General features: G+C 43.8%; 29 protein-coding genes. 19 read left to right on the forward strand and 10 right to left on the reverse strand.

Annotated features, from left to right (window positions below; genetic code table 11):
* Window positions 1-7: 7 nt before the first annotated feature.
* The gene (locus tag ASU00_RS03890) at window positions 8-505 is read right to left on the reverse strand and encodes a phosphatidylglycerophosphatase A family protein (protein ID WP_057912122.1); all 498 of its coding nucleotides are present in this window, start codon (window positions 503-505) and stop codon (window positions 8-10) included.
* 197 nt (window positions 506-702) lie between these two features.
* Between ASU00_RS03890 and yutH the strand changes: the two genes are divergently transcribed.
* From yutH to thrB, 5 genes are all read left to right on the forward strand, one after another.
* The gene (yutH, locus tag ASU00_RS03895) at window positions 703-1,704 is read left to right on the forward strand and encodes a spore coat putative kinase YutH (RefSeq protein ID WP_057912123.1); all 1,002 of its coding nucleotides are present in this window, start codon (window positions 703-705) and stop codon (window positions 1,702-1,704) included.
* A gap of 117 nt (window positions 1,705-1,821) precedes the next feature.
* Window positions 1,822-2,736 (forward strand): L,D-transpeptidase family protein, encoded by a 915-nt coding sequence (locus ASU00_RS25990; protein ID WP_236712578.1) that lies wholly within the window; start codon window positions 1,822-1,824, stop codon window positions 2,734-2,736.
* A gap of 189 nt (window positions 2,737-2,925) precedes the next feature.
* Entirely contained in the window at window positions 2,926-4,224 is a 1,299-nt protein-coding gene (locus tag ASU00_RS03905) for a homoserine dehydrogenase (protein WP_057912124.1), read from the forward strand.
* On the forward strand, window positions 4,221-5,282 hold the full coding sequence (gene thrC, locus ASU00_RS03910) for a threonine synthase (RefSeq protein WP_057912125.1): 1,062 nt from the start codon (window positions 4,221-4,223) through the stop codon (window positions 5,280-5,282). The genes ASU00_RS03905 and thrC overlap by 4 nt, the downstream gene beginning before the upstream one ends.
* Window positions 5,279-6,217: a homoserine kinase gene (gene thrB, locus ASU00_RS03915; RefSeq protein ID WP_057912126.1), complete on the forward strand. Its 939-nt coding sequence runs from the start codon at window positions 5,279-5,281 to the stop codon at window positions 6,215-6,217. The genes thrC and thrB overlap by 4 nt, the downstream gene beginning before the upstream one ends.
* Before the next feature lie 161 nt (window positions 6,218-6,378).
* On the opposite strand, the gene ASU00_RS03920 is transcribed toward thrB, so the two are convergent.
* Window positions 6,379-6,615 carry a NifU family protein gene (locus tag ASU00_RS03920; RefSeq protein WP_057912127.1) on the reverse strand — a complete coding sequence of 79 codons (237 nt, stop codon included), beginning with the start codon at window positions 6,613-6,615 and terminating at the stop codon, window positions 6,379-6,381.
* A gap of 148 nt (window positions 6,616-6,763) precedes the next feature.
* On the opposite strand from ASU00_RS03920, the gene ASU00_RS03925 reads away from it, so the two are divergent.
* Window positions 6,764-7,093, forward strand: coding sequence for a YuzD family protein (locus ASU00_RS03925; protein WP_057912128.1), 330 nt, complete (start codon window positions 6,764-6,766; stop codon window positions 7,091-7,093).
* Between the two features lie 88 nt (window positions 7,094-7,181).
* Here ASU00_RS03925 and ASU00_RS03930 read toward each other — a convergent pair whose 3' ends face one another.
* Window positions 7,182-8,249 carry an NAD(P)/FAD-dependent oxidoreductase gene (locus tag ASU00_RS03930; RefSeq protein WP_057912129.1) on the reverse strand — a complete coding sequence of 356 codons (1,068 nt, stop codon included), beginning with the start codon at window positions 8,247-8,249 and terminating at the stop codon, window positions 7,182-7,184.
* A gap of 265 nt (window positions 8,250-8,514) precedes the next feature.
* On the opposite strand from ASU00_RS03930, the gene ASU00_RS03935 reads away from it, so the two are divergent.
* Both ASU00_RS03935 and ASU00_RS03940 read left to right on the forward strand, forming a co-directional pair.
* Window positions 8,515-8,748, forward strand: coding sequence for a YuzB family protein (locus ASU00_RS03935; RefSeq protein ID WP_057912130.1), 234 nt, complete (start codon window positions 8,515-8,517; stop codon window positions 8,746-8,748).
* A 741-nt stretch (window positions 8,749-9,489) separates the two neighbouring features.
* On the forward strand, window positions 9,490-9,852 hold the full coding sequence (locus ASU00_RS03940; protein ID WP_057912131.1) for a HesB/IscA family protein: 363 nt from the start codon (window positions 9,490-9,492) through the stop codon (window positions 9,850-9,852).
* A 238-nt stretch (window positions 9,853-10,090) separates the two neighbouring features.
* Here the strand turns inward: ASU00_RS03940 and ASU00_RS03945 are convergent, their stop codons facing one another.
* Entirely contained in the window at window positions 10,091-10,732 is a 642-nt protein-coding gene (locus ASU00_RS03945; protein ID WP_057912132.1) for an SDR family oxidoreductase, read from the reverse strand.
* A 356-nt stretch (window positions 10,733-11,088) separates the two neighbouring features.
* Window positions 11,089-12,081 carry an NAD(P)/FAD-dependent oxidoreductase gene (locus ASU00_RS03950; protein ID WP_057912133.1) on the reverse strand — a complete coding sequence of 331 codons (993 nt, stop codon included), beginning with the start codon at window positions 12,079-12,081 and terminating at the stop codon, window positions 11,089-11,091.
* 345 nt (window positions 12,082-12,426) lie between these two features.
* Here ASU00_RS03950 and ASU00_RS03955 point away from each other — a divergent pair, with 345 nt between their 5' ends.
* The 4 genes from ASU00_RS03955 (at window position 12,427) to ASU00_RS03970 (ending at window position 15,504) form a co-directional block, all read left to right on the forward strand.
* Entirely contained in the window at window positions 12,427-13,644 is a 1,218-nt protein-coding gene (locus tag ASU00_RS03955) for an NAD(P)/FAD-dependent oxidoreductase (protein WP_057912134.1), read from the forward strand.
* Window positions 13,645-13,796: 152 nt separating this feature from the next.
* Window positions 13,797-14,300 carry an NUDIX domain-containing protein gene (locus tag ASU00_RS03960; RefSeq protein WP_057912135.1) on the forward strand — a complete coding sequence of 168 codons (504 nt, stop codon included), beginning with the start codon at window positions 13,797-13,799 and terminating at the stop codon, window positions 14,298-14,300.
* Between the two features lie 108 nt (window positions 14,301-14,408).
* A complete protein-coding gene (locus tag ASU00_RS03965; RefSeq protein ID WP_057912136.1) occupies window positions 14,409-14,726 on the forward strand; it encodes a YuiB family protein in 318 nt (105 codons plus the stop codon).
* Between the two features lie 127 nt (window positions 14,727-14,853).
* Window positions 14,854-15,504 (forward strand): 3D domain-containing protein, encoded by a 651-nt coding sequence (locus tag ASU00_RS03970; protein ID WP_057912137.1) that lies wholly within the window; start codon window positions 14,854-14,856, stop codon window positions 15,502-15,504.
* An 86-nt stretch (window positions 15,505-15,590) separates the two neighbouring features.
* Here ASU00_RS03970 and ASU00_RS03975 read toward each other — a convergent pair whose 3' ends face one another.
* Window positions 15,591-16,391 carry a cobalamin-binding protein gene (locus ASU00_RS03975; RefSeq protein ID WP_413783504.1) on the reverse strand — a complete coding sequence of 267 codons (801 nt, stop codon included), beginning with the start codon at window positions 16,389-16,391 and terminating at the stop codon, window positions 15,591-15,593.
* Entirely contained in the window at window positions 16,392-16,874 is a 483-nt protein-coding gene (locus ASU00_RS03980) for a divergent PAP2 family protein (RefSeq protein ID WP_057912139.1), read from the reverse strand.
* A gap of 261 nt (window positions 16,875-17,135) precedes the next feature.
* On the opposite strand from ASU00_RS03980, the gene ASU00_RS03985 reads away from it, so the two are divergent.
* Complete coding sequence (locus ASU00_RS03985) at window positions 17,136-18,635, forward strand: leucyl aminopeptidase (protein ID WP_057912140.1); 1,500 nt, start codon at window positions 17,136-17,138, stop codon at window positions 18,633-18,635.
* 49 nt (window positions 18,636-18,684) lie between these two features.
* On the opposite strand, the gene ASU00_RS03990 is transcribed toward ASU00_RS03985, so the two are convergent.
* A complete protein-coding gene (locus tag ASU00_RS03990) occupies window positions 18,685-19,047 on the reverse strand; it encodes a hypothetical protein (protein WP_057912141.1) in 363 nt (120 codons plus the stop codon).
* A gap of 229 nt (window positions 19,048-19,276) precedes the next feature.
* Between ASU00_RS03990 and ASU00_RS03995 the strand changes: the two genes are divergently transcribed.
* The 6 genes from ASU00_RS03995 to ASU00_RS04020 all read left to right on the forward strand — a co-directional run bounded on the left by ASU00_RS03995 (window position 19,277) and on the right by ASU00_RS04020 (window position 24,172).
* Window positions 19,277-20,026, forward strand: coding sequence for a GTP cyclohydrolase II (locus ASU00_RS03995; RefSeq protein WP_057912142.1), 750 nt, complete (start codon window positions 19,277-19,279; stop codon window positions 20,024-20,026).
* A gap of 15 nt (window positions 20,027-20,041) precedes the next feature.
* Complete coding sequence (gene ribD / locus ASU00_RS04000; protein WP_057912143.1) at window positions 20,042-21,136, forward strand: bifunctional diaminohydroxyphosphoribosylaminopyrimidine deaminase/5-amino-6-(5-phosphoribosylamino)uracil reductase RibD; 1,095 nt, start codon at window positions 20,042-20,044, stop codon at window positions 21,134-21,136.
* Between the two features lie 23 nt (window positions 21,137-21,159).
* Window positions 21,160-22,254 (forward strand): FAD-dependent monooxygenase, encoded by a 1,095-nt coding sequence (locus ASU00_RS04005; RefSeq protein ID WP_057912144.1) that lies wholly within the window; start codon window positions 21,160-21,162, stop codon window positions 22,252-22,254.
* Window positions 22,255-22,269: 15 nt separating this feature from the next.
* Window positions 22,270-22,833, forward strand: a complete 564-nt coding sequence (locus ASU00_RS04010) for a 5' nucleotidase, NT5C type (protein WP_057912145.1) — start codon at window positions 22,270-22,272, stop codon at window positions 22,831-22,833.
* 126 nt (window positions 22,834-22,959) lie between these two features.
* Window positions 22,960-23,352 (forward strand): hotdog fold thioesterase, encoded by a 393-nt coding sequence (locus tag ASU00_RS04015; RefSeq protein WP_057912146.1) that lies wholly within the window; start codon window positions 22,960-22,962, stop codon window positions 23,350-23,352.
* Window positions 23,353-23,452: 100 nt separating this feature from the next.
* Entirely contained in the window at window positions 23,453-24,172 is a 720-nt protein-coding gene (locus ASU00_RS04020; RefSeq protein ID WP_057912147.1) for an MOSC domain-containing protein, read from the forward strand.
* A 144-nt stretch (window positions 24,173-24,316) separates the two neighbouring features.
* Here the strand turns inward: ASU00_RS04020 and mnhG are convergent, their stop codons facing one another.
* Together mnhG and ASU00_RS04030 are read right to left on the reverse strand one after the other, a co-directional pair.
* On the reverse strand, window positions 24,317-24,655 hold the full coding sequence (gene mnhG / locus ASU00_RS04025; RefSeq protein WP_057912148.1) for a monovalent cation/H(+) antiporter subunit G: 339 nt from the start codon (window positions 24,653-24,655) through the stop codon (window positions 24,317-24,319).
* Complete coding sequence (locus ASU00_RS04030) at window positions 24,639-24,875, reverse strand: Na(+)/H(+) antiporter subunit F1 (protein WP_377364206.1); 237 nt, start codon at window positions 24,873-24,875, stop codon at window positions 24,639-24,641. Before ASU00_RS04030 ends, mnhG begins: the two co-directional genes overlap by 17 nt.
* Window positions 24,876-24,908 lie beyond the last annotated feature (33 nt).

Below are 24,908 nucleotides of genomic sequence, written 5' to 3' on the forward strand. Positions count from 1 at the left end.
AACGGCTTTATTCTACATTTTCGGTACGATGGGCAAGCCGGCTTGAAGCGGCAGCGGCAATCGCCCCGACGATATCATCTAAAAAGGTGTTGACCTTACCTGTGCTTTTATCATTCAAATCTTTTAAGATGCCAGGTTTTTGTTTATCGATGAACCCATAATTGGTAAAACCGATCGATCCGTAAACGTTGACAATCGATAAGGCCAATATTTCATCGACTCCATATAGGCCTTCATCTATTTCGATGATGCTCTGCAAAGGCTCCTCGAGTAATTTTTTCTCAGCCAGTATATCCAACTGGATGCCGGTCAGGATGGCATTTTGGACCTCGCGTTTTGAGAGAACCCGTTCGACATTATGAAGGCAATCGGCCATTTGGAGATTTTCATGATAGCTAGATTGTAAATACATGACAAGCTCAGCGATATCCTCCAATCTAACTCCTCGTTCACTCAGCCATCTCCGAGCTGTTTTTTCGGACATTGATTGTTCGATATTAGCCATGTGATCACCCATTTCTCTATATTTTTAGGGATAAGTTCTAGTGCAGATCGTTTGATTGCTTATTGTGAAAATCCATGAAGTGCTTCGTTTTTCCAAAAGGTTTCGATAATCATTCAGAAAACGGGTTATTCCACATATATATAAGTATATGATGTCCGTTATTTCTATTATATCCATTTAATGAAGGGAGCCATTCCATGATAGAAGAAATCATTTTTACTAATTACGGAATCCAAGTAGAGCGCGAAGAGGCCGATAGCAGGTTTCCGAGTTTTCGTTCAGGAGATATGCTTTACAGCATCGTTCCGATCGAGAATGTGGAGCAGGAGGAATTGGTCGAGCGCCATAAAATGTCGCAACATCTGATTTCCCAAGGAGATCGTCACGTTTCCGCCTTCGTCTTGGCCAATCATGGCAGTTATGTTTCGGAAGCCGATGAACAGTTATTTATCCTTCTTGGCAATCAAGCTTTGGATGGCCCGAAAAACTTCAATCCAGGAAGACGTCTGGCAAGATTCCATCAGCGTGGGAGAACTATTAATGAAACGATTTCTGCCTGCTCGAGAATTGGTAAATGGAAAGAACTTTGGGAACAAAGGATCGATCAACTGGAACGGATTTGGAAGGATAAGCTGACCGCCCATCCTAATAACCAGTTTGAAAAGTTGTTTATAGAAACCTTTCCCTATTATATGGTGCTAGGTGAAAATGCGATTCAATATTTAGTCGACACGGAAATTGATGATACGCCGCAAATTGTCGATAGTGGAACGGTTTGTTACGAACGGTTTTTGCATGATACGTGGAAAAGTAATAAATGGATGAAGAATCCGTTTGATTGGGTATTCGACCACGGGACAAGGGATGTCGCAGAATGGGTGAGGGAACACTATTTTCAGAATGTGCACACGCATCAGCGTGCTATCGGCCGCTTTTTTCAAGAATATCAGGCTATCGAGCCGTTCTCTAGTTTTTCCGCCCGGTTGTTATATTCGCGAATGTTATTTCCGATTCATTATTTCGAAACTGTCGAAGAGTATTTCTCCAAAACGACGGAAACAAGATCGAATGAGCTTGAAGATAAAATTGCCCAAATCACGAAATCTTCCCAGCAATATGAATCCTTCCTCAAACACTTTTATGATTTGGCCCAAGTGCCGGCCAAACAATATGAATTGCCAAAAATTGATTGGATTTAGCTAAAAACGTAAAGAAATATGATTCATCCAGATTGTCTATGTTATGATGATAACAAGATTTTTTTGAATAGTTTGATTTTATCCGTGAATTCAACCAAGATGAGAAAGGAAGAGTCGATGAAAAAGATGATAATGGCCGCCCTTATATTCCTGTTCGGTCTTCAAGGGGCCACGCCTGCGCAGGCTGAAACGAAAACAGGATGTGAAGCGTCACAATTCAGAATCGTCATGAAGGCGACTGCTGATGTGAAAGAAGGGGCTTCCGCTGCAAGTAAAACGTTAAAAACATATAAGAAAAATGATGAAGTATCGGTTAGTGGCCGGACCGGAAACTGGTATAAAGTTTGTCACGCGAAAAAGACCGCCTATATCAGCATGACGGCTGCAAAGGAGGTCTTCAGCTCTGAGGAACAAGCCTTGCTGAAGAAATTCGATACGAGAAAAGGTGTCAACCAGGTTGTATCGGTGACGGGGAAGTCGATGAGTGATACGAAGGTTACAGTCATCCTGTATGAAAAGAAAAGCGGGGAGTGGCGACGCTTTTTGAAGAAGATGGATGGAGTCATTGGGAAGAACGGCTTTACGGTCAATAAAAAAGAGGGCGATGGTAAATCTCCGGTAGGAATTTACTCGTTCGGAACGGCATTTGGAAGCGAAACGAAGCCTGACGGTGTAAAGATGGGCTATAAGAAAACGACCATATATGACTATTGGATCGATGATCAAACATCCGAGGATTATAACAAATGGAAAACATATAAGGGCAACCCTGCCGCTAAATGGAAGTCCTTCGAAAGGATGAACCATGAACTCTATAAGTATGGGGCGGTCATCAATTATAATACTAATCCGATCATAAAAGGAAAAGGCAGTGCAATCTTCCTTCATATATGGAGAGGGGAAACGATGCCGACTGCAGGATGCATGGCAACTGCCGAGAAGAACGTCATAAGTTTACTGAAATGGCTCGATCCCGCACAAAAACCTCATATCATAATGGGGACAAATCAATCATTAAAGTCTGTTAAGTAATCAGCTTCTACCGGTTTTCCCATAAAAAAATAAGGGTTATCCATTCTTACTCTTTCAAGGGAAGGATAAAAGAAATTCGTGTATCAATCTTTTCTGACTATTGATAATTATATGAATTAAACTTATAATGTCTACTATACAAATACAAATGTTTTTTTCAGATAAACAGTTTTGAGGGGGAAACCAAACATGAAAGCTATCTCAATCGGATTATTGGGGCTAGGTACAGTCGGTTCAGGAGTCGTACAAATCATTGAAAGCCATCAGGACAAGCTCATGCATCAAGTGGGCTGTTCGATTTCCATTAAGAAGATACTCGTCAAAGACATGACGAAGGAGCGTCTTGTCGATGTTGAAAGAGGAAAGTTAACGGACAATCCCGAGGATATCCTTTCCAATCCCGATATTGATGTTGTGATTGAAGTGATGGGTGGGATTGAAGAAACACGGAGCTATCTAATAGAAGCAATAAAAAATAAAAAGCATATCGTCACGGCCAATAAAGACTTAATGGCTTTATATGGACCGGAACTTCTGGAATTGGCTACTGAGAATCAATGTGACTTATTCTATGAAGCAAGTGTTGCCGGAGGAATTCCAATTTTACGCGGTCTTGTAGACGGGTTATCTTCGGACCGGATCACGAAAATGATGGGTATTGTCAATGGTACGACCAATTTCATCTTAACGAAAATGAGTAAAGAAGGCAGAGCATATGATGACGTCTTAAAGGAAGCACAGGAGCTCGGATTTGCTGAAGCCGATCCGACGGCAGATGTTGGGGGATTGGATGCTGCCCGTAAAATGGCGATATTATCAACCCTTGGATTTTCGATGAATATCGGCTTGAATGATGTCGAGGTACAAGGGATTACCGAGATTTCCGAAGAAGATTTGAGATATAGTAAAAAGCTTGGCTATACAATGAAACTGATTGGCGTCGCGTCCAGGGCAGGCGATAGGGTCGAAGTCAGCGTTCAACCTGCACTTCTACCGGAAGCACACCCATTGGCATCGGTAAACAACGAATATAATGCGGTTTACGTATATGGGGAGGCTGTCGGTGAAACGATGTTTTACGGACCGGGAGCGGGCAGCCTGCCGACTGCAACTGCCGTCGTCTCTGATATGGTGACGGTCATCAAGAATATGAGGCTTGGCGTAAATGGGCGCAGTGCCGTTTCACCACAGTACCCGAAACAATTAAAAGATGCCACAGAGATTTTCGCGAAGTTCTTCATCCGGTTGCATGTTCAGGATGAAGTGGGCGTTTTGGCGAGGATCACCAATTTATTTGCCGAGCATGGAGTAGGGTTCGATAAAATCCTTCAATTGCCGCTGGAAGAAAAAGAATCTTCCGAAATCGTATTGGTTACCCATATCGCCACATTGGCTGCATTTGAACAAATAAAACAGAAATTACATGATTACAAGATGGTAAGAGAAGTGAAGAGCACTTACCGAGTTGAAGGAGAGGACATTAAATGAGTTGGCAAGGACTTATAAGCACATATAAAGAATTTTTACCTGTCAATGAAAACACACCTGCACTATCCCTATTGGAGGGCAATACTCCTTTGATAAGACTGAATCGTTTATCCGAAGAGTGGGGAATTGACCTGCATGTAAAATATGAAGGAGCCAATCCGACGGGTTCGTTTAAGGACCGGGGAATGGTCATGGCTGTAGCCAAAGCGATCGAGGCTGGCAGCGATACGATCATCTGTGCCTCTACTGGCAATACGTCAGCCGCTGCAGCCGCTTATGCCGCTCGTGCCAACCTGCGCTGCATCGTGGTCATTCCAGAGGGGAAAATAGCGATGGGCAAGCTTGCCCAGGCCGTTATGTACGGAGCGGAAATCATCTCGATTGAAGGAAACTTCGACCACGCTCTAAAAATCGTCCGTTCTCTTAGTGAGAAATCACCGATTACGCTTGTGAATTCGGTCAACCCGTACCGAATCGAAGGACAGAAGACGGCAGCTTTCGAAATTTGTGACGCGCTTGGTTCAGCACCGGATATATTGGCGCTTCCAGTCGGGAATGCAGGGAATATTACGGCGTACTGGAAAGGCTTTAAGGAATATAATGATGCAAAACAAACGGGCCTACCTGAAATGAGGGGCTTTGAAGCGGAAGGCTCAGCGGCCATTGTCCGGAATGCGGTTATTGAAAATCCCGAAACGATTGCAACAGCGATCAGAATTGGTAATCCGGCAAGCTGGAACTTCGCGGTCGAAGCAGCGGATGAATCGAGAGGTAAAATCGATGAAGTCACAGACGAAGAAATTCTTGAAGCCTATCACTTCCTAGCTAAAAAAGAAGGCGTCTTTGCAGAGCCGGCGTCGTGCGCTTCGATAGCGGGGATTTATAAACAGTTAAAAAGCGGTGAAATCAAAAAAGGAAGTAAAATCGTTGCCGTCCTGACAGGGAATGGGTTGAAGGATCCGAATGTGGCAGTCGATACAAGCACGATTCAACCGACATTGCTGCCAATGGATGAAGAAGTCATTTTAGAACATCTGCAAGGTGTGAAACAGGCATGAGTGCTGATTCCGAGATGTTCTTGATCCGTGTCCCAGCCAGTACGGCCAACTTAGGACCAGGATTCGATTCCATCGGTCTTGCGCTAGGACTTTACTTGGAGTTGCACGGATCTTTATCAGATCAGTGGGAAGTCATTCCACTTTCAGAGGAAATGTCCGTTTTTCCAAGAGATGATCGTAATTATATCGTCCAAATTGCCAAAAAGACGGCGGCTTATTATGGAAAGGAATTATCTCCTTGCCGACTTTTCGTCTCCAGCGAAATTCCATTGGCAAGAGGTCTTGGAAGCAGTGCCTCTGCCATTGTAGCTGGCATCGAATTAGCGAACATCGCCGGTGAACTCGATTTAACCGATGACGAAAAGAATCGGCAAGCATCCCTTTTTGAAGGACATCCCGATAATGCAGGCGCATCCGTTTATGGCGGCTTGGTTGTGGGTCTGCATACAGAACGAAGAACGGATGTCGTTTCGTTTCCAATCGAGGGAGTAAAGGTGATTGCGGTCATTCCCGATTTCGAATTGCTGACCGAGGATTCAAGAAATGTGCTTCCCGCTTCTCTGCCTTATCAAGATGCGATAGGTGGAAGTGCGGCAGCCAATGTCTTACTTGCCGCTGTCCTGACGAAGGATTGGAAGCTTGTTGGTGAAATGATGCAAAGCGATCGTTTCCATCAGCCCTATCGAGCGGAGCTGGTTCCTCATTTAGCACGTATAGAAGAGATTGTCCTTCAAGAAGGCGGGTTTGGGACAGCGCTAAGCGGTGCAGGACCGACTGTTTTAAGCATAACCTCCATAGATAAATCAACGGCTGTACTCACGGCATTGAAGAGGGAATTTCCGCAATTTGTTGTGAAAGAGTTGGAAATCGATAATGATGGTAGCCATGCGGCTATCTTATCGGAGCAAGAAAAAAAAGGCTTGGAATTTTTGTAGTCGTGAGCAGAAACTTTACGTAAAAGTGTGACCAAAAAAAGCTGACCCGTGTCAAGCCGTATCAATCAACTTGATAGGCAAAAGCCGAGTCAGCTTTATTTTCTAAAACAGTCCAGGTAAAGTCACTGCCTGCATGTTGGTGGAGCTTATTTAAAGGGATATTAGAAAACTTGTTCAACTTCCACTACACCAGGAACTTCTTCAAGAAGAGCGCGTTCAATCCCTGCTTTTAGCGTAATGGTCGAACTTGGACAGCTTCCGCAAGCTCCCAGTAATCGTAATTTTACAATTCCATCTTCTACGTCAACTAGTTCACAGTCACCGCCATCACGAAGAAGAAACGGACGAAGCTTATCTAGAACTTCTTGAACTTGGACTTCCATTGTTTGGTTAGACATTGCAATCGACTCCTTTCCTAATCATATTATAATGCGAAGAAAGTAAAAAATCCAACTGTAACTTTGCGGAAATATAATCTATATTATATAAGTAAGAGGGAAACAGGTGAATGATCACAAAAAGTAATCGAACCATGGGAGGATAAGTATGCTATTGAAAGAGATTGAAATAGAGGTATATGGAGCGGAACAAATTTGTGCGAGCTGTGTAAATCTTCCATCTTCAAAAGATACCTGTGAATGGCTCGAAGCCGCTTTAAAGAGGAAGTTTCCTGAGCAGAGCTTCAAGATTTCCTATGTCGATATGTACAACCCACCAGAAAAGCTGAAGCAAAAAACCTTTGCCGCAAAGATGATCGAGGAAGATTTATTTTATCCGCTTGTCCTCATTGAGGATGAAATCATCGCCGAAGGAAATGTACGTCTGAAAAAAGTGGTAGAAACGTTAGAGAGATATGGATATAAAGGACAATTGTAATATATAATGGAAGAAATAAGAAAAACTGACCCAAGAAGAGAGCTGCACGCAGCTCATGGGCCAGTTTATGGTAATCGGTAATATAAAATCAACCGTTATGGTATTTATACATCCAGAGGATGCCTGATTTCATGAGCCGCGCCACTCTCCCAGTGATCGGACGATTTGCAACAAGACCAAAACCTTGCTTCTTACCAAGAGAACCTAATGTCCCTTTAAGCTTCATGGCAGGGAAACTCTCCGGAAGTGGTTCATTTGCCCATTTCTTCACAAGGACTTGGACAATTTGCTCCGCTTGAGATTCCGCTAATTGAGCACTTGGTGCATGTGGCAGGCTTGCACAGTCGCCGACAACAAAGATGCTATCATTAGTTGGAAGGAAATGCTGAGGAGTCAAGACTGCTCTTCCTTGACGATCCTTTTCAATATCCATATCACGGATGATTTTACTTGGCTGAATTCCAGCAGTCCAAACGATTACGTCACTTTGGACTGCTTCGTCGCCATTGTAAAGCAGGTTTGGTTCAACTTTAGTAATATTTGAATGATGAACGATATCAATTGTATGTTTATCGAACCATGACTCCACAAACGTGCTTAACCTTTCCGGGAAAGCAGATAAAATATGCGGACCACGGTCAAATAACTTAACGTTCAAATCAGAACGGCTTTCAATCAATTCACTGGCTAGCTCGACACCACTAAGGCCGCCACCCACGATCGAAACGGTTGCACCTGCACCCAAATTATTCAATGCTGAATAGGTGCGGCGAGATTTATCAATTGTTTGGATACTATACGTATGTGTGTCTGCACCAGGAATATTGTGGTATTTATCTTCACAGCCAAGGCCAATGACTAAATCATCATAAACGACAGGTTCTTGATTTTCGATAATGACTTGTTTGTTTTCCATATCGATGGAAAGTACTTCACCGTATACGTTCTTCAAGCGAGGATGTTCAGGAAATGCAACACGGATGTGCTGATCAGGAATGGTGCCTGCCGCTAAAGCATAATATTCCGTTTTTAAGCAGTGATAAGGATTACGGTCAATAAGCGTGATGCTCACATTTTCAGGAAGCTGATTAGGCAGCAATCTCTGCAGCATGCGCATACCACCATACCCACCACCAAGTATGACTAAATTCTTCATATGATTTTTTCCCCTTTATTTAGATCTCTTTTGAAAAATTTTATAATCGTTTCAATTGAGAAAAACTCTAGAATCTCCCAAATGAACCCTTTAAAGTTTTATTAAATATATATACCCTCTTTTTTACATACCCCGACAAAAGTATAACGAATATATAAGGAAATCACAACCGATATCTTAAAAACGGCTCATTTTTTATGCGTAAATATTGACTGCAAATGGGAAAAGTAATAAGATGGATTGTTAGTAACGGTGAGGTGAAGCAATGTATCCGATTATTGAATTTTGTGTAAGCAATCTGGCCAGTGGCGCCCAAGAGGCTTTAGAAAGATTGGAACGAGATCCGAACTTGGACATCATTGAGTATGGTTGCCTGGGATATTGCGGTAAATGTTCCAGTAACTTATATGCGCTCGTGAACGGCGAAGTGGTTTCCGGTGACACAACAGATGAATTAGTTAAAAATATATATAAGTTCATTGATGAATTCGAAATGTAAAAGCACGATTCATCAGCGGCTCAGCAGGACAGGCTGCAGACAAACTCTTGGAGTTTGTCTGCAGTTTTTGTAGGTTTTGATCCACTTTGCATGCCTGATCTCCCTCAATTTACGTAGACCGTTTCATTGCACTGCAGTGTGAAAACGAATGTGGAATCCTGTTTTTCCTCAATCTTGGAGGTCTGTACGTAGACCGTTTCATTCCACTTTGCTTTGAAAACGAAGATGGAACCTCCATTGCTATAGTATCTTTAATGGACGTTTCATTGCACTGCAGTGTGAAACGAAGTCAATTTGGCTGATTTACTCGCGAATTGAGCGCTCGACTCGTTTTTTTTGCAGTTTTCTATTCAATTTAAAGGATAATTCGACCTGAGTTGGAATAATTCAACCTATTCAAAGGATAATTCGACCTGATCTGGAATAATTCGACCAACTCAAAGGCTAATTCGACCTGTGGGAGGATAATTCAACAAACCCGAAGGCTAATTCAACCTGAGCGTGAAGTATGCCTGCCCCATCATAACGTTTAAAGCAGCGCAATAATTGGCGGGCCTGTACGTATTGATGGATAAGTCTGTGTACTTAGGTAATTGAACCTATCGTGAGTTAGGTTTAAACTAACATTGGTAACATGGATGTGGTAGCATCTGTTTTTTTTTCAGGCTGGAAGATTGAGCATAGGAAATTCTTTGGTATATACTATAAGGAGAATTAGTTTATCTCAAGGAGGGGTTTATTGTGAGTGATGTTGTTCAAATAACGGAAGCTGCTGCTTTTCAGATAAAAGAAATGATGAAACAAAATGGTGAAGAAGGTTCCTTTTTAAGGGTGGCTGTTAAAGGCGGAGGCTGCAGCGGTTTATCCTACGGAATGGGTTTTGAAGAAGAGCCAGGAGAAAAAGATTCTCAACTGGAACAGTTTGAAATTAAGATCCTTGTCGATAACGGGGATGCTGATATATTGAATGGTACAGTCATTGATTATAAACAGACGATGATGGGCGGGGGCTTCACGATCGAAAACCCGAATGCCATCGCGTCATGCGGCTGCGGATCATCCTTCAAAACGGCCAAGAACGCCGGTACGCCAGAGAATTGCTAAAATACTCTATTACTTCAAAAAAAGGGGGGCACTTTAACTAGTGCCCCCCTTTAGTTTTTAGGTAAAAGGGTTCGGAAAGTTCTCATCCAGAACGGACGAAAAAAGTGAGAGTAAGGTCGAAAAAGGTACCCCAACTGAAACGACTGGAGCGTTTTTATAAGAAAAATCAGTAGACAAACTCGGTTTTTACGAATTTGTCTACTGTCTATTCTATTTCATTTCATGTTTACTTGCTACCTTAAATACTGTTCAGTGCTTCTTTGATGGGCAATGTACCGGTTAAAATCTCGAATGTTTTATTGAACGTGCTTTTCTCTGTGACAGACTGGGCCAGAACGGAGGCGACATCGGCTCTTGAAATCGATTTATCGGTATGGTCCACTTTTTGTTCTGCAAAGATTTTGCCTACAGCTTGTTCATTGGTTAAGGCAACTGGGCGGACAATCGTGTATGTCAGTCCGCTTTCTTTTAAATGTTCATCGGCATCATGTTTTGCTTCGAGGTAATGGCGCATCCCGCCTTGAGCTTGTTTCGGATTATCAGAACCGACGGAGCTTAGCATCACAAAACGGTCAATTCCTTTCTTCTTGGCGGCATCAACCAATTTAATGGCTCCCAGTTTATCCACAGCCGTCGTTTTATCCGGACCCGTTTTTGGTCCTGAACCTGCTGCGAAGATAATTGCATCCATGTTATCCACTGCTTTATCCACATTTCCTTCTAAATCTGCCAGAACAGGATGCCCGCCAAGTTCTTTTATCGTTTTAGCCTGTTCTTCTTTCCGGATCATTCCGTATACAGTCATTTGCGGATTTTTTGATAATTCCTCAATGGTCATCCTTCCGGTAGTCCCGTTAGCTCCTGCAATTAAAATATTCATATATGTGCATTCTCCTTTCTGATCTTCTCTTATTCTTTACCCTTTACAGTTTGACGTTAAGCACTTGTGGACAACTAACGGAAAGAATGTTATCCACAAGGTTGTGATTGGGGATAACATTAAGATAGAGTTCCGATTGTCTACAGATTTGGAGGAAATGGACTTCGGCCGTTCCGTTTCAGTGCCAACTCTGCATGAAAATGATGGTGGAATTTGAATTGTCCACAGTTTTGGAAGGTTTGGAGTTTGGGCGCATTTCAGTCTGGGTGAATAATTCTGAAGTTATAATTTAAATCCAATAAAAAAGGTTTCGGAAGGAAGGCCATTCCGAAACCTTTTGGATTGTTTTGCGCTTATTAAAACATGGAGGAACTGTGCATGGGTTGGACCTTTGCTTTTGGGTCGATGTATTGCTTAGCGTGATTGACGGCAGTGGGCGCTTCGCCAAAGCCGCTTGCGATCAATTTAACTTTGCCGTCATATGTTGCGATATCACCGGCAGCATATATGCCAGGAATATTCGTTTCCATTTTGGAATTGACCAAGATGCTGTTTTTCTGGATATCAAGACCCCAATTTTTGATCGGGCCGAGGGAAGAAATGAACCCGTAGTTGACGATTACTGCTTCTACATCCAGCGTTTTTGTATCTTCACCTTTAGTATCCTTGATGGCAACCGTGTGGATCTGCCCTTCAGTGCCAATCAAATCTGAGGGTATGTATGGGGTCATTATTTCAACCTTGGAATTTTTAAGGTTTTCCACGCTATGTTCATGGGCGCGGAACTTATCTCTTCTATGAATGATGCTCACCTTATCGGCGATCGGCTCCAGCATGAGGGCCCAATCCACCGCGGAATCCCCGCCTCCAAATACGGCGACTTTTTTGCCTGCAAAATGATTGAGATCGTCGATGAAATAATGAAGGTTGCTGCTTTCATATTTTTTTGCATCATCAATTTCGATGCGGCGAGGCTGAAATGCACCATTGCCAGCTGTGATGATGATGGTTTTGGAATAATGGATTTCTTTATCTGTCGTTAACTTAAAAACTCCATCGGCTTGCTTTTCCAGTTCTTGAACGGCTTGCTCCAGGACAACGGTCTGTTCGAACTTGGCCATTTGTTCTTTTAAATTATTCACTAGCTCCTGTGCGCGCACTTTAGGGAAACCAGCAATATCATAAATGTATTTCTCAGGATAAAGGGCTGACAATTGTCCGCCTAATTGCGGTAGGCTCTCAATGATTTTTACGGATGCTTGCCTCATTCCGCCATAAAAGGCAGTGAATAATCCAACAGGCCCTCCGCCTATGATGGTGATATCATATACTTTTTCATTCACTTCCAACGTTATCCCTCCGATATACTAGGTTTGCTGAAATTTATTCTCTTATTTTACCATAGATGATCTTTGAAAAAACGGGGAATGCTTAGAAAAAGTTTGAAAGTTTTGACTATAATCGTGACGTTCCGTTTCAGGGGAGAGAAGAAAAGTAAATGTCCGGGTTTGCTACTTGAAAAAAATATCGAAAAATACTAATATTTACTTATACATCATTTTATTACAGGTGTGAAGGGGTACGTGAAATTAGTCACAAATGATTAATGGCGCTTTTTATAATCAAGATTAATAAAAATAGAAAATAGATTTTAGTTACGGTCAAGAAAATATCGTAAAGGTGGAAGATTACTTTTGAAAAAGCCAACTATCGTTGTTTTAGGGGCAGGTTATGGTGGATTGATGACCGTCACTCGCCTGCAGAAGGCATTGGGGCACAATGAAGCAGAAATCGTACTAGTCAACAAAAATGATTATCACTATGAAACTACATGGCTGCATGAAGCATCTGCTGGAACGCTTCATCATGATCGTGTTCGCTATCCGATCAAAAGTGTCATTAATGGCAGCAAAGTTAAGTTCATCCAAGATTCTGTTTCGGAAGTGAAGACGGATGACAAAAAGGTCATTCTTGAAAATGGCGAAATACCCTATGATTACCTTGTGATTGGGCTTGGACCTGAATCGGAAACATTTGGAATCCAAGGGCTGAAGGAGTACGCATTCTCTATTTCCAACGTGAACACTGCACGTGAAATCCGTGACCATATTCAATTGCAATTCGCTACGTACAGCTCCGAGGCAGAGAAGAATGAGGACCGCTTGACAATCGTTGTCGGAGGGGCCGGATTTACCGGCATCGAATTCCTTGGGGAATTAGCAAATCGCGTCCCTGGTCTTTGCAAAGAATACGACATTGATTTCCAGAAGGTCCGCATGTACTGTGTAGAGGCCGCACCAGCCGTCCTTCCTGGTTTTGATCCGGAATTGGTGGATTATGCCGTTTCGTACCTTGAGAAAAAAGGTGTGGAGTTCAAAATCGGCACTCCGATCAAGGGGGCGACGCCTGAAGGCATCATCGTGTCAAAAGGCGAAGATGAAGTGGAAGAAATCAAAGCGGGAACCGTCGTTTGGGCAGCAGGAGTACGCGGAAACTCCGTGATCGAGGCTTCCGGATTCGAAGCAATGCGCGGGCGTATTAAGGTGAACCTTGACATGCGTGCACCAGGGCATGAAGATATTTTCATCGTGGGTGATTGTGCTTTGATCATCAACGAAGAAATCAATCGTCCCTATCCACCAACTGCACAAATCGCCATGCAACAAGGAGAGGTCATTGCGAAGAACCTGACTAAGTTGGTCCGTAATGAAGGTGACCTTGAAACGTTTACTTTCGAAAACAAAGGAACGGTATGTTCACTTGGTGATGACAATGCAATTGGTGTTGTATTCGGTAAGAAGGTTACGGGCAAGACCGCATCCTTTTTGAAGAAAATGGTGGATAATAGAGCTTTGTTAATGATTGGCGGGCCTTCCTTGGTCGCTAAAAAAGGTAAGTTCAACATCCTTTGATTGTCAGGTCATATAAACTAAAGCCATTTGGGGATCGTCTCTGAATGGCTTTTTATTGGCAGTCATCAGTGGGTGGGACATGAAGCTTGGGTGGAAGTTCATGGGTAAGGCCTGGGCAATGGCATCGGGTGGTTGGTTTAACATAGCTTAAAATGAAGATAGGGAAGTGGAGTTTGGTGGAACGGTGCAAAAATGTTTGGCTGGCAGTGTCTGGCCTTGTGGTATCCGATGAAGGTGAATGGCTCGTCGTGAACAAAAGGTATGGCGGGTTGAAAGGGCAATGGTCGCTTCCGGCTGGTTTTGTCAAAAACGATGAAACCGTTGATGAGGCCGTTGTAAGGGAAGTGTTGGAGGAAACGGGCATTCATGCGGAAATCGAAGGTATGATAGGGGTGAGAAGCGGGGTCATCAAAGGGGAGATAAGTGATAATATGCTGGTGTTTGTACTTAAACCGCTCAGCTTTGAGGTTACCGCTCAATTGGATGAATTGTATGAAGCTAAATTTTATGATCCCGAATTATTGATGCAGGAGGGAAAGCAGTCTTTATTATTGGAGCAGCTGTTAGCTTTTAAAAAGGAAAGGATGCAGACGATGCTTGACGGTTTGAATCCGGGCGATCAATTTGGTTATACATCGTATAAATTATTTCTGTGAATTGGGTAAATATCTTTTCTTCGGCATTATTTGGCATCAAGTCGTTGACGCGGCAATTATTTTTTCAGTAAACTAAAGGTGTCGCTTTTAAGGAGGGTCAAGAATAACATGCCATTGCCCGTTTTAATTATCTCAATACTCTTATTTTTCATATTGTTTTTCGGAATCGGCTTTTTGTTGAATATGCTCTTTCGTTCATCGTGGATCATGGTCATCTTATTTCCCATCGTCTTCATCGTCATTGTCAATGAAACGAAGCTTATTGAATATTTCCGAAACCCGGGAATGTCGCTCTCAAGCCTTGGGACGAATCTCACATCCTTGCATACGGCAGATATCATCATTTTATCAAGTGGGCTGTTCGGGGCTGTTTTAGCTGGTGTGGTTATTAGAACGTTAAGAAAAAAAGGATATCAAATGTTTTGATCGAGGTGGATCGTCTTCATGGACGGTCCTTTTTTGTATGGAAAAAAGGTTGTTTTAGCATGTTTATGAATACTTTCTCTCTGGAAAGGGAACAAATATCCTTGTGAGAGGAGTGAAATGAATACATATGAAGATATGTAAAACATTATTTTTGAGGGTTGCTATTATCATATTATTTATCTTGGCCATCAACTCGACCTTCAACCATGTTTTTGGGGCGACATCTGAAGTTGACCCAGTTGGTTTCCAATATAAAACCAACCAAAGAGGGAAGCTGGTGTCATCCGAACCCATGAGTAATGGGCCAGAGACGATAGAGGAAGCGATGGAGTTCTTGAAATACCCGAAGCATGAAGTATTGGCTACAGGATATACAGCAGGATATGAATCAACTGGAAAGTACCCCGAAAGCCCATCTTATGGCGTTACGTATTCAGGAGTGAAGGTGAAACGGGATGTGTTTTCCACCATAGCGGCGGATCTTGCCGTTTTCCCGCTCGGAACCATCCTTTGGATTCCTGGCTATGGCTATGGAGTCGTAGCCGACAAGGGTGGAGCAATCAAAGGGAATCACCTTGACCTATATTATGAAACCGTACAGGATGTGTATGATAATTGGGGTAAGAAAACCCTTGAGGTTTATGTTGTCCAAAAAGGGAACGGAGAGTTGTCCGAGGAACAACTGAACAAATTGAATGAAACGAAGATCAAGCAGGTATTCAAGGATAAAATCACTGAACAAGTGTTGAACAAGCATGTGTCATCCTTTGCGTTTTGATGGAGCGGTGGACGAAGCAAGATTCAACTGTCCTTACATGTGATCATATACCGCGAAGCTGCCTATAGCAGGCAGCTTTTTGCGTGTTATTCTACTATGTGATTGTAGGCTTTTGGATGAAGGGTCCTGGCCAACTTGGACAATCCATCCAGTAAACGCGGGGAAGGACGACAGAATAAGGGTTCTTCCATGATATGGATGTTGTTGGTGCGTACTGCCTTCATATCGTTCCACCCTTTTCGTTTCTTGACCAATTCCGGGTTCACTTTGCGTAAAGGGACACCGACCCATGCTAGGCAAATGTGGTCGGGGTCCTTTTCAAGGACATCTTCAATCGTGACTTGGATACTGGCCATGTTTACTTGTTCAAAAAGATTATATCCACCCGCCAGGCGGCTGATTTCGGATAACCAGTTTACCCCGCCTGGGCTGAATAAGGGATTTGGCCACCACTCCCAATAAAGGGAAGGCTTCGTTTCGATTGTGTTGGCGACGTCTTGATAACGCAGGATGGTCCGCCTGAATTTGGCAGCCTGTTTTTCTGCCTCATTCATAAAGCCCGTAGCCTCTCCCAAACTCAGCATATCCAGTGCGATATCTTCTAGTGATTGCGGGTTGAAGATAATATGCGGAAGGTTCCGTTCTTTTAATGCTTCAATATTTTTTTCCATGCCGGGTACACTTAGTGAAGCTAGCACTAAATCAGGCTTCAATGATTCGACATGATCGATATCAATCGATAAATCCGGACCGACTTTAGGAAGATGCTGGATGGATTCAGGCCAATCGGAGTAGTCGTCGATTGCGATTAGCTTATCTTCGATTCCTAGATATGTGCATAGCTCCGTATTACTGGGGCAAAGAGAGATTATTTTCAAATGTACCACCTACCCTTGAAAGATGAAAAAGTGAAGCACGAGTGCAATGAATACACCGGTCAAGGCTCCGAAGAAAACCTCAATTGGCTTATGCCCCAACAGTTCCTTTAATTGTTGTTGTTTTTGCTTATCGGCTTTTTTTTGCCAGTTTTTTGCTTGCTCGACAAATGTATTGAAATCGGTAACGAGTCGATTCAAGACGGCGGCCTGTTCTCCTGCCTGCCTCCTTACACCTGTTGCATCGAACATCGTGATGACGGCAAAGATCGCGGCAACCGCGAATACAGGTGAATCCATGCCCGTTTCAATTCCTACTGCAACAGTGAGTGCTGATACGGCTGCTGAGTGGGAGCTTGGCATCCCGCCCGTCGAATTAATAAGGGCCCAATTAACTTTACGAAACGCGATGAAATGGATGGGCACTTTGATGAATTGAGCAAAGAAAATGGCAATCAATGCTGCGATTAAAGGGAAGTTGAGAAAAAAATCCAAAATTATCCGCCTACTTTCTAAATTATGAGTAACTATATAGGGGCTGTGCATACACGGACTTATCCGGTACGTACTTAATTAGTTCCATCCAGTCTTGTCGATTCCCTGCTGGATAAGGATAAAAGATGATCTTTCTTATACTATTACTCTAAAGTCGCCTTTTCTAAACAATAACCTTTATAATATTAATATCAACGGCCTTTATCGAAAACTTTAGAAGATTTCGTTATAATGAGGATAATCGAATGGAGGAGATAGCATATGTTCACAGTTAAAGATTCCTTGAATATAAATATGATTGATGAATGCCTGGTCCTAGGGGTGTTCGACAGACCGATTAAATTCACAGGCATAGGGAAGGAAGCCGATGAGCAATTAGGCGGCCAGCTAACGGAGTTAGTGAAAGCCGGGGAAATCTCTTCCAAGAAGAAGTCAGTGGTTAAAATACATACATTAGGCAAATTAGGTGTAAAGAGATTGGTTTTTGTAGGTCTGGGCAAGGAAAAAGAGCTTACCTTTGAAACGCTTCGCGAAGCATTGGGTAAAGCGCGTAAAACGATTTCGGAATCCAAGCTGACGACGCTGTCGATCGCACTGGATACATTCACGACTGAAACCCTGGACGCCCTGGACGTTGCGCATGCATTCGCGGAGGCCTTCGAACTTGCTTCCTATAAATTTGCTGGATACAAGCAGAAATCGAACCAGGTCGAAAAGAATATTGAAGCGATTACGGTTTATAGTGATGCGGATAAAGGCGAGGTAGGGGCGGCACTTCATGTAGGCAGAATTTTTGGAAGGGCGACGAACTCGGCAAGGACATTGGTCAACACACCAGGGAACTTGCTGACTTCCACCGATTTGGCGGAATATTCATCCGCTTTGGGTGAACGCTATGGCTTTGAAGTGGAGATCCTTGAAAAGGAAGATATGCTCAAGTTGGGAATGGGGGCACTTCTTGCCGTCAACCAAGGTTCGGTCGAGCCACCGAAAATGATCGTTTTGAAGTATCAAGGAAAAGAAGATTGGAAAGATGTTATCGGCTTGGTCGGTAAGGGCATCACGTTCGATACGGGTGGTTATTCATTGAAAACGAAGGCGGGTATCGTTGGAATGAAGACGGATATGGGCGGTGCTGCAGCCGTTTTGGGAGCAATGGAGATTATCGGCGAATTGGGGCCGGACCAAAATGTCGTGGCCGTCATTCCTTCCACTGATAATATGATCAGCGGCGAGGCTTTCAAGCCGGATGATGTGATCACTGCGATGAGCGGGAAAACGATCGAAATATTGAATACCGATGCCGAAGGACGGCTTGTTTTGGCTGATGCGATGACATACGCGAAACATCATGGTGCAGAATACTTGATCGATGTAGCGACGTTAACAGGCGGGGTCATAACGGCGTTAGGTATGGATATGACGGGTGCAATGACCAATGACGTTGAATTCTATGAGCAGGTCCAAAAAGCTTCGGAGGAGGCGGGCGAGCCTATGTGGCGGCTGCCGATTACTGAAAAGGACAAAGAACGGGTACGCAATAGTAAAATAGCGGATTTGAACAATTCACCTGGCGGGGCCGGACATGCCATCATGGGCGGGGCCTTCATCGGTGAATTTGCCGATGAGACTCCATGGGTCCATCTTGATATTGCCGGAACATCGACAACCGCAAGCAGCTCTGCATTATGCACGGTCGGGGCGACAGGTGTCATGGCTCGGACGCTTGCACTATTAGTTGAAACCTTCGAAAAGAAATGAACGAAAAAACCCCGAAGCCGACACATAGGCTTCGGGGTTTTTGTTCTATTCAACTGTCCCTCCATTTCAGGCTGACGATGATATGACTATTGATTTCCCCTGTTTTCGGATGGAAATCAAAACGGATCCCATCAGGGTTATACGTGATATCAGGTTCGTTTTTAATGCCGATTTTCCGGATCATATCTGCCACGAGGTTCTTTTCTGATGCTTGGGCAGCGGTCATCAACCCGTTTGCGAAAGGCTTGGATGTGGCGAGGATATCCATGACTTTTTGTACATCAAGCAATAAGGACTGCGAGGTCTTTGCCGATTTAACCAATAAATCGGGATTGGTCGCCGAGAATGGCGGCATTCTTCGTCCTAGGTCATGGCCAATCCGCTCGAAGGGGAAATAAGGGTGATTTTCCATTAATATTCCTTCCTTTCCTTAAGTCTGTCTTTAGACCTGCATTCTTTATACGTTACACTATGTAAGAAGGTCGTGCGATATGATAGCGACTCAAAGAAGACTACTTTCCGGAAAAGACACACTATTATTTGTAAACTGCTTCATTGACAGGTATAGTGGATAGTAATATACTTACTTACCTAAAGTAAGGAGTATGCACACTATAAATGAAAAAATAGGTGATGTTAACATGAAGATAAACCAGAAAACAAAAGACCTTTTAATAGATAAAATGACTATCCTTAAAACGCCAGGAAAAGCCGAAATATGCTTGGTGGGTCCCGTAAACCTCCCTGTTGAACAAGGAGATTTCTCCGCAGTTTTCCAATGGTATACATGGCTTGAGTTGGATGGTGCGGATAATGACAAGGAAGCGGTGCTTGAATCGCTTGCGGATGCCAACCTGGCTTTTGGACAACAATCCTCCGTATTGGTATATGGCGATTTCAAAAAGTCCGAGAATGCACTTGTCCGTATGCATAGCATTTGCCATACAGGTGATATTTTTGGCAGCAAACGGTGTGATTGCGGCTATCAGCTCCACCAATCGATGAAGATGATTGCCGAGCATGGGTGCGGCGCCATTTTTTACTTGGCAGACCATGAAGGAAGAGGGATTGGCCTATTCTCCAAATCTCTAGCCTATCTGCTTCAACAGGAAGGCTATGACACAGTCGAAGCGAACGAGGCATTAGGATTTGAAGACGATACTCGATCGTACGAAGGGGCAATCCGTGTGTTGCAGGAGTTGCGCGATCTTCCGGTGACTTTAATTACGAATAACCCGAAAAAGCTGGATGCCCTGATGAAGCATGGACTTGCGGCAAAGGATCATATCCCGCTTTGGGGCGGTCTCACGAAAGATAATAGCTTCTATTTGGACACTAAGGTTAAGAAGTCTGGACATATTCCCGAACAAAAGCCAACTTTGATCGTATAAGGAGAGCTTAGACGTATGAATGATGATCAATATTATATGAAGCTGGCCCTGGATATGGCAGCCAGTGCTAAAGGAAAGACGAACCCGAATCCAGTGGTGGGGGCAGTCATCGTCAAGGACGGTGTGATAGCTGGGACAGGAATTCACCGTAAGGCGGGTGAACCGCATGCTGAAGTCCATGCATTCAAAATGGCAGGTGAATATGCAGCGGGTGCAACGCTTTACGTGACGCTGGAGCCGTGTTCTCATTATGGAAAAACCCCTCCTTGTGCAAATTTAGTAAAAGAATCAGGCGTCCATCGTGTTGTCGTGGCTACTCAAGATCCAAACCCGGAAGTCGCGGGAAGAGGAATCGCAATCTTAAAGGATGCAGGCATTGAAGTGGAAGTTGGCGTTTTGGAAAAAGAAGCGCAACGTTTGAATGAACGCTTCATTCACAATATGACGAAAAATCGTCCATTCGTCATCTCGAAGCTTGCGATGACGCTCGATGGAAAACTTGCTACACATACGGGCCATTCGAAATGGATAACTGGAGAAGAATCACGTCATTCCGTACATTTGCTGCGTAACGAGGTTGATGCGATTCTCGTCGGCATCGGGACGGTATTGGCCGATGATCCATCACTAACGACAAGACTTCCGGAAGGCGGAGGCAAAAATCCGGTCCGGATCATCTTGGATAGTGAACTGCGTGTTCCTTTGGAGGCCAATGTTGTGGAAGCAACAGAAGCGAAAACGATAATCGTCACACAGGAACATGCTTCCAAGGATAAAGTGGACCTTCTAAGCAAAAAAGGGATCGAATTCATTTTTGTCCAAAAACATGATGACGGTCTGGATTTACGTGCATTGATGGAGGAGCTGTATAAAAAGGGAATTACGGATGTCTTGCTAGAGGGTGGAAGTGAAGTCAATGCCTCTTTCCTAAGAGCAGGGCTCATCGATAAATTCTTGATTTACGTAGCTCCTAAACTATTGGGCGGGAGAAATTCGCTAACGCCATTTACTGGACTTGATGTGGATACGATGGATGAAGCGCTGGATGTAGCCTTCTCAAACGTGGATACGTTTGGAGAAGACATCCGCATCACCGCATACCCGAAATGATAATAAACAACAGGTGAAGAAGGATGCTGGTTAAAACAGATGTATGCATAGTTGGTTCTGGGCCAGGGGGAGCGCTATTAGCCTACCTTTTGGCCAAACAGGACATATCGGTCGTCCTGCTTGAAAGGCATTCTGAAGTGGCGAGGGAATTCAGGGGAGAGTTCCTGAACGAGGAAGGCGAGGACATCCTTAATAAGCACGGTTTATTCGAGAGTGTGGAAAGGCTCGGCTTGCTAAGGATGGACCAAGTTGAATATTGGCATGAGGGACGGCTTTTTAAACGGATCGTTCCGAAATGGCCTGTAGATCATGTTGGGATACATGTTCCTCAAAATCATTTGCTTACCGCTATATTGGCTGAAGCAAAAAAGCTGGACTGTTTTCGATTGATGCTGAATGCCAGGGTTACGGACTTGATTCGGAATGAAACAGGTCGGTTTACCGGTGTCAAGGTCCGAAAAGATGGCAAGGGCATGATTGTTGAAAGTTCATTGATCATTGGGGCCGACGGACGATTTTCCACGGTCAGAAAAAAAGCGGAGATACGAGCGGTGATAAAAAATCACGGCTATGATTTATTATGGGCAAAAATCCCGGCTCCAAAAGGATGGCAGCCTTCAATCAAGATGGCATTGGTCAATGATTCCCAAGTTGCCCTTTTCACTCAGGCAGGGGGCTCGATCCAAATTGGCTGGAATATAGAGCACGGCTCTTTTCCCCAATTACGAAAACAGCCTTTTCGGCCCTTCATCGAAAAACTGCTGCTGGCTTTTCCTGAGTTAATCAACAGCGCCAATGAAAACATCCAATCATGGAATGATTTCATATTATTGGATGTTCACAGCAGCCATTGCGAAACGTGGACCAAGGATGGAGTGGCTTTATTGGGCGATGCGGCCCACACGATGACACCTACTGGCGCGTTCGGGCTAAATTGCGCCATGAAAGATGCCGATTTATTAGCCGATCTTATCAAGGAATGCATCATGCATGAGGATACTGAATTCCATGGTCTAAAAATCGCCGAACCAAAGAGAAGGGCCGAAATAGAAAGATTGCAGGCCATTCAGGTGGACAAGGAGATATCCTTCGCATCACAGTTTGTTGCTTATGTTTGAATAGGAGTGAATGAAATGAAATTCGGGTTCGATATTGATGATACCTTAATTAATTTGCGGGAATTTGCGTTCCATCTCTATAATGAAAAGCTTAATAAAAACGTAGAGATAGCGGAATTCAAAGCTTTAAAAACGATCGAGATCCATGATGTTTTTGGACTTGATAAGGAGTCTGGAGGCAAGATGTGGAATAGTCTTGCGGAGGAAGTATATTATTCATCGTGTCCTGCCTTCGAGGGGGCAGTGGAAGCGCTGCAGGAGCTTGAAAAAAACGGTCATGAGATATATTACATCACCGCCAGAAAGGCCGAGCATGGTGAACGGACGAAAAACTGGATGATCGAGAATGGCTTTCCGGTTAAGGATGACCATTTTTTCTGCGGCATGAAGGATCATGAAAAAATCGATACGATCAATCAGCTGGAGCTGGATTATTATTTCGATGATAAACCGGCTGTCCTGGAAACCTTGGTGGATATTCCCACGAAGGTGTATGCAATCGACAATTCCTATAACAAGGAATTGGATATGCCGAGACTTACAAGCTGGTATGAATTGAAGAAGCTGATTTCCAAATGAACGAAGAGGATGGCCGATAATTCGAGTCATCCTTTTTATTTGCAGAATTATGAATGGTGATTCATTTATGGGTCTTTTAATGATATGATTTAGCTGAAGGAAATCAAAAAAAGGTGGGGAATTGGGATGGAATTCAATATGGATAACTCGTTGATAGGCACGCTTGGAATCGAAATGAAAGAATACGGTGAGGGGAAAATCATAGCCACGATGCCAGTGGATGAACGAACGAGGCAGCCTTATGGTTTATTGCATGGGGGAGCATCCGTTGCCCTTGCGGAATCGGTAGCAAGCGCTGGGGGAATGCAGCTTGTCGATAAGACGAAGCAGGCTGTGGTCGGACTTGAAATCAATGCCAATCATGTAAGGGGAGTTCGCTCTGGTATGGTTACTGCAGAAGGGAATATAATTCACCGCGGGAGGACAACGATGGTATGGGATGTGAAGATCCGGGATGAAGAGGATCAGCTTATCTGCATTTCCCGCTGTACATTAGCTATTATCGATTTACCGAAGTGAAGAAGAAAATATTTGCTTTGAACGAACGTTAAACATACTCCGGTTGGATTCTGGGGCGATCGATTTAATGGCGCTACAATGTTTGCAAAGGAGTTTTTTCATGCTTGTTGGTTCTATACAGGAAATCACCCGATATCCGGTAAAATCATTCACGGGTGAACAAGTGCAAAAAACGCAGGTGATGGATTATGGGGTATATGGAGATCGCAGTCATGCCTTTAAGGATAAGCAGGGAAAATTCATCACGATAACCCAGGTTCCTGAAATGGTACGATATCAAGCTTTCTTTTCCGGTCCCGAAGCCTTGAACGCCTATCCTGAACTGAAGGTGAAGGCACCGAACGGAAAAGTGCTGACATGGGGCGAATCAGCCTTCCGGGAGGAGATGGACCAATTGCTGAAGCGGGAGGCCGAAGCCGTTGTTTATCCTCCTTCCCATATTCCGTTTGGGGCGATTGAGGAAGAAAATATATTGCTTGTGAGTGATGCCTCCATAGGTGAATTGACGAGGCTTTGGGGAAACGAAGTGGATGGCAGGAGGTTCAGGCATAATTTAGTGCTATCTTTAGTGAACAAAACGCCCTTTCTGGAAGAGAGTTGGTTCGGTAGTCGGATTATATTAGGCGATGAGGTCGAATTGGAGATCAAAAGGCATTGCGAACGCTGCATGATCATAACGATAGACCCGAACGACTCCCATAGAGATCCCTCATTGTTAAAAACGGTCGTCAAGGAAAGAAACAACCACTTTGGCGTATATGCTTCTGTCTTGCGAACAGGTGAGATCCGGCTGGGCGATTCAGTATTTTTAAAGGATTAAACGAGTGCTGAAGTAGACTGCAACTGGTGAGGCTTACGTCCATAAGTTAAAACGTAATAAAAAGCCATAGGCAAACTCCCATATATTCGAGTTTGCCTACGGCTGAGGGCTGCTCCTGTATTCAGGGCAGCCCTTTTGCAGTGGTCACCGGCTTTTTTTCAAATCATCCTGGACACTTCGATCCCACATTTTCACACCTGAATGATAAGCAGAGCGATTGATCAAATGTCCAGCGACGGGACTTGTCATGAAGATAAAGATGATGGCGAGCACAATCCGGGAATCAACATGGCCATGTTGATGATAAAAGAATAACAAGGTGCCGATCAGGATGAACAGTATCCCAAGCGTCGAGCTCTTTGAGGCTGCGTGATTCCTTGTATAGACATCAGGCAAGCGGATGATGCCGAAAGCAGAGACTAAAAAGAGGAACACACCCATCAAAAGGAATAAGGAGGATAAGATTTCAACGATTGCGGTCATCTTCAATGATCTCTCCTTTTTCAATGAATTTGGCGAAAGCGACCGTCCCGATGAAGGATAGGATACCGAGCAGCAGAATCGCTTCCAGATAAGCGCTAGTATCCATCACAATGGAGGCAAGCGCCACGATTGCGATCAGATTGATTCCGATTGCATCGAGTGCGACGACTCGATCAGGTACGGAGGGACCGATGATTAAACGATAGAGAAACCCAACCATGGAAAGGGATGCACCAAGCAAGGATATTTTCAG

The sequence above is a fragment of the Peribacillus muralis genome (assembly GCF_001439925.1).
In the GTDB taxonomy this organism is placed as follows: domain Bacteria; phylum Bacillota; class Bacilli; order Bacillales; family DSM-1321; genus Peribacillus; species Peribacillus muralis.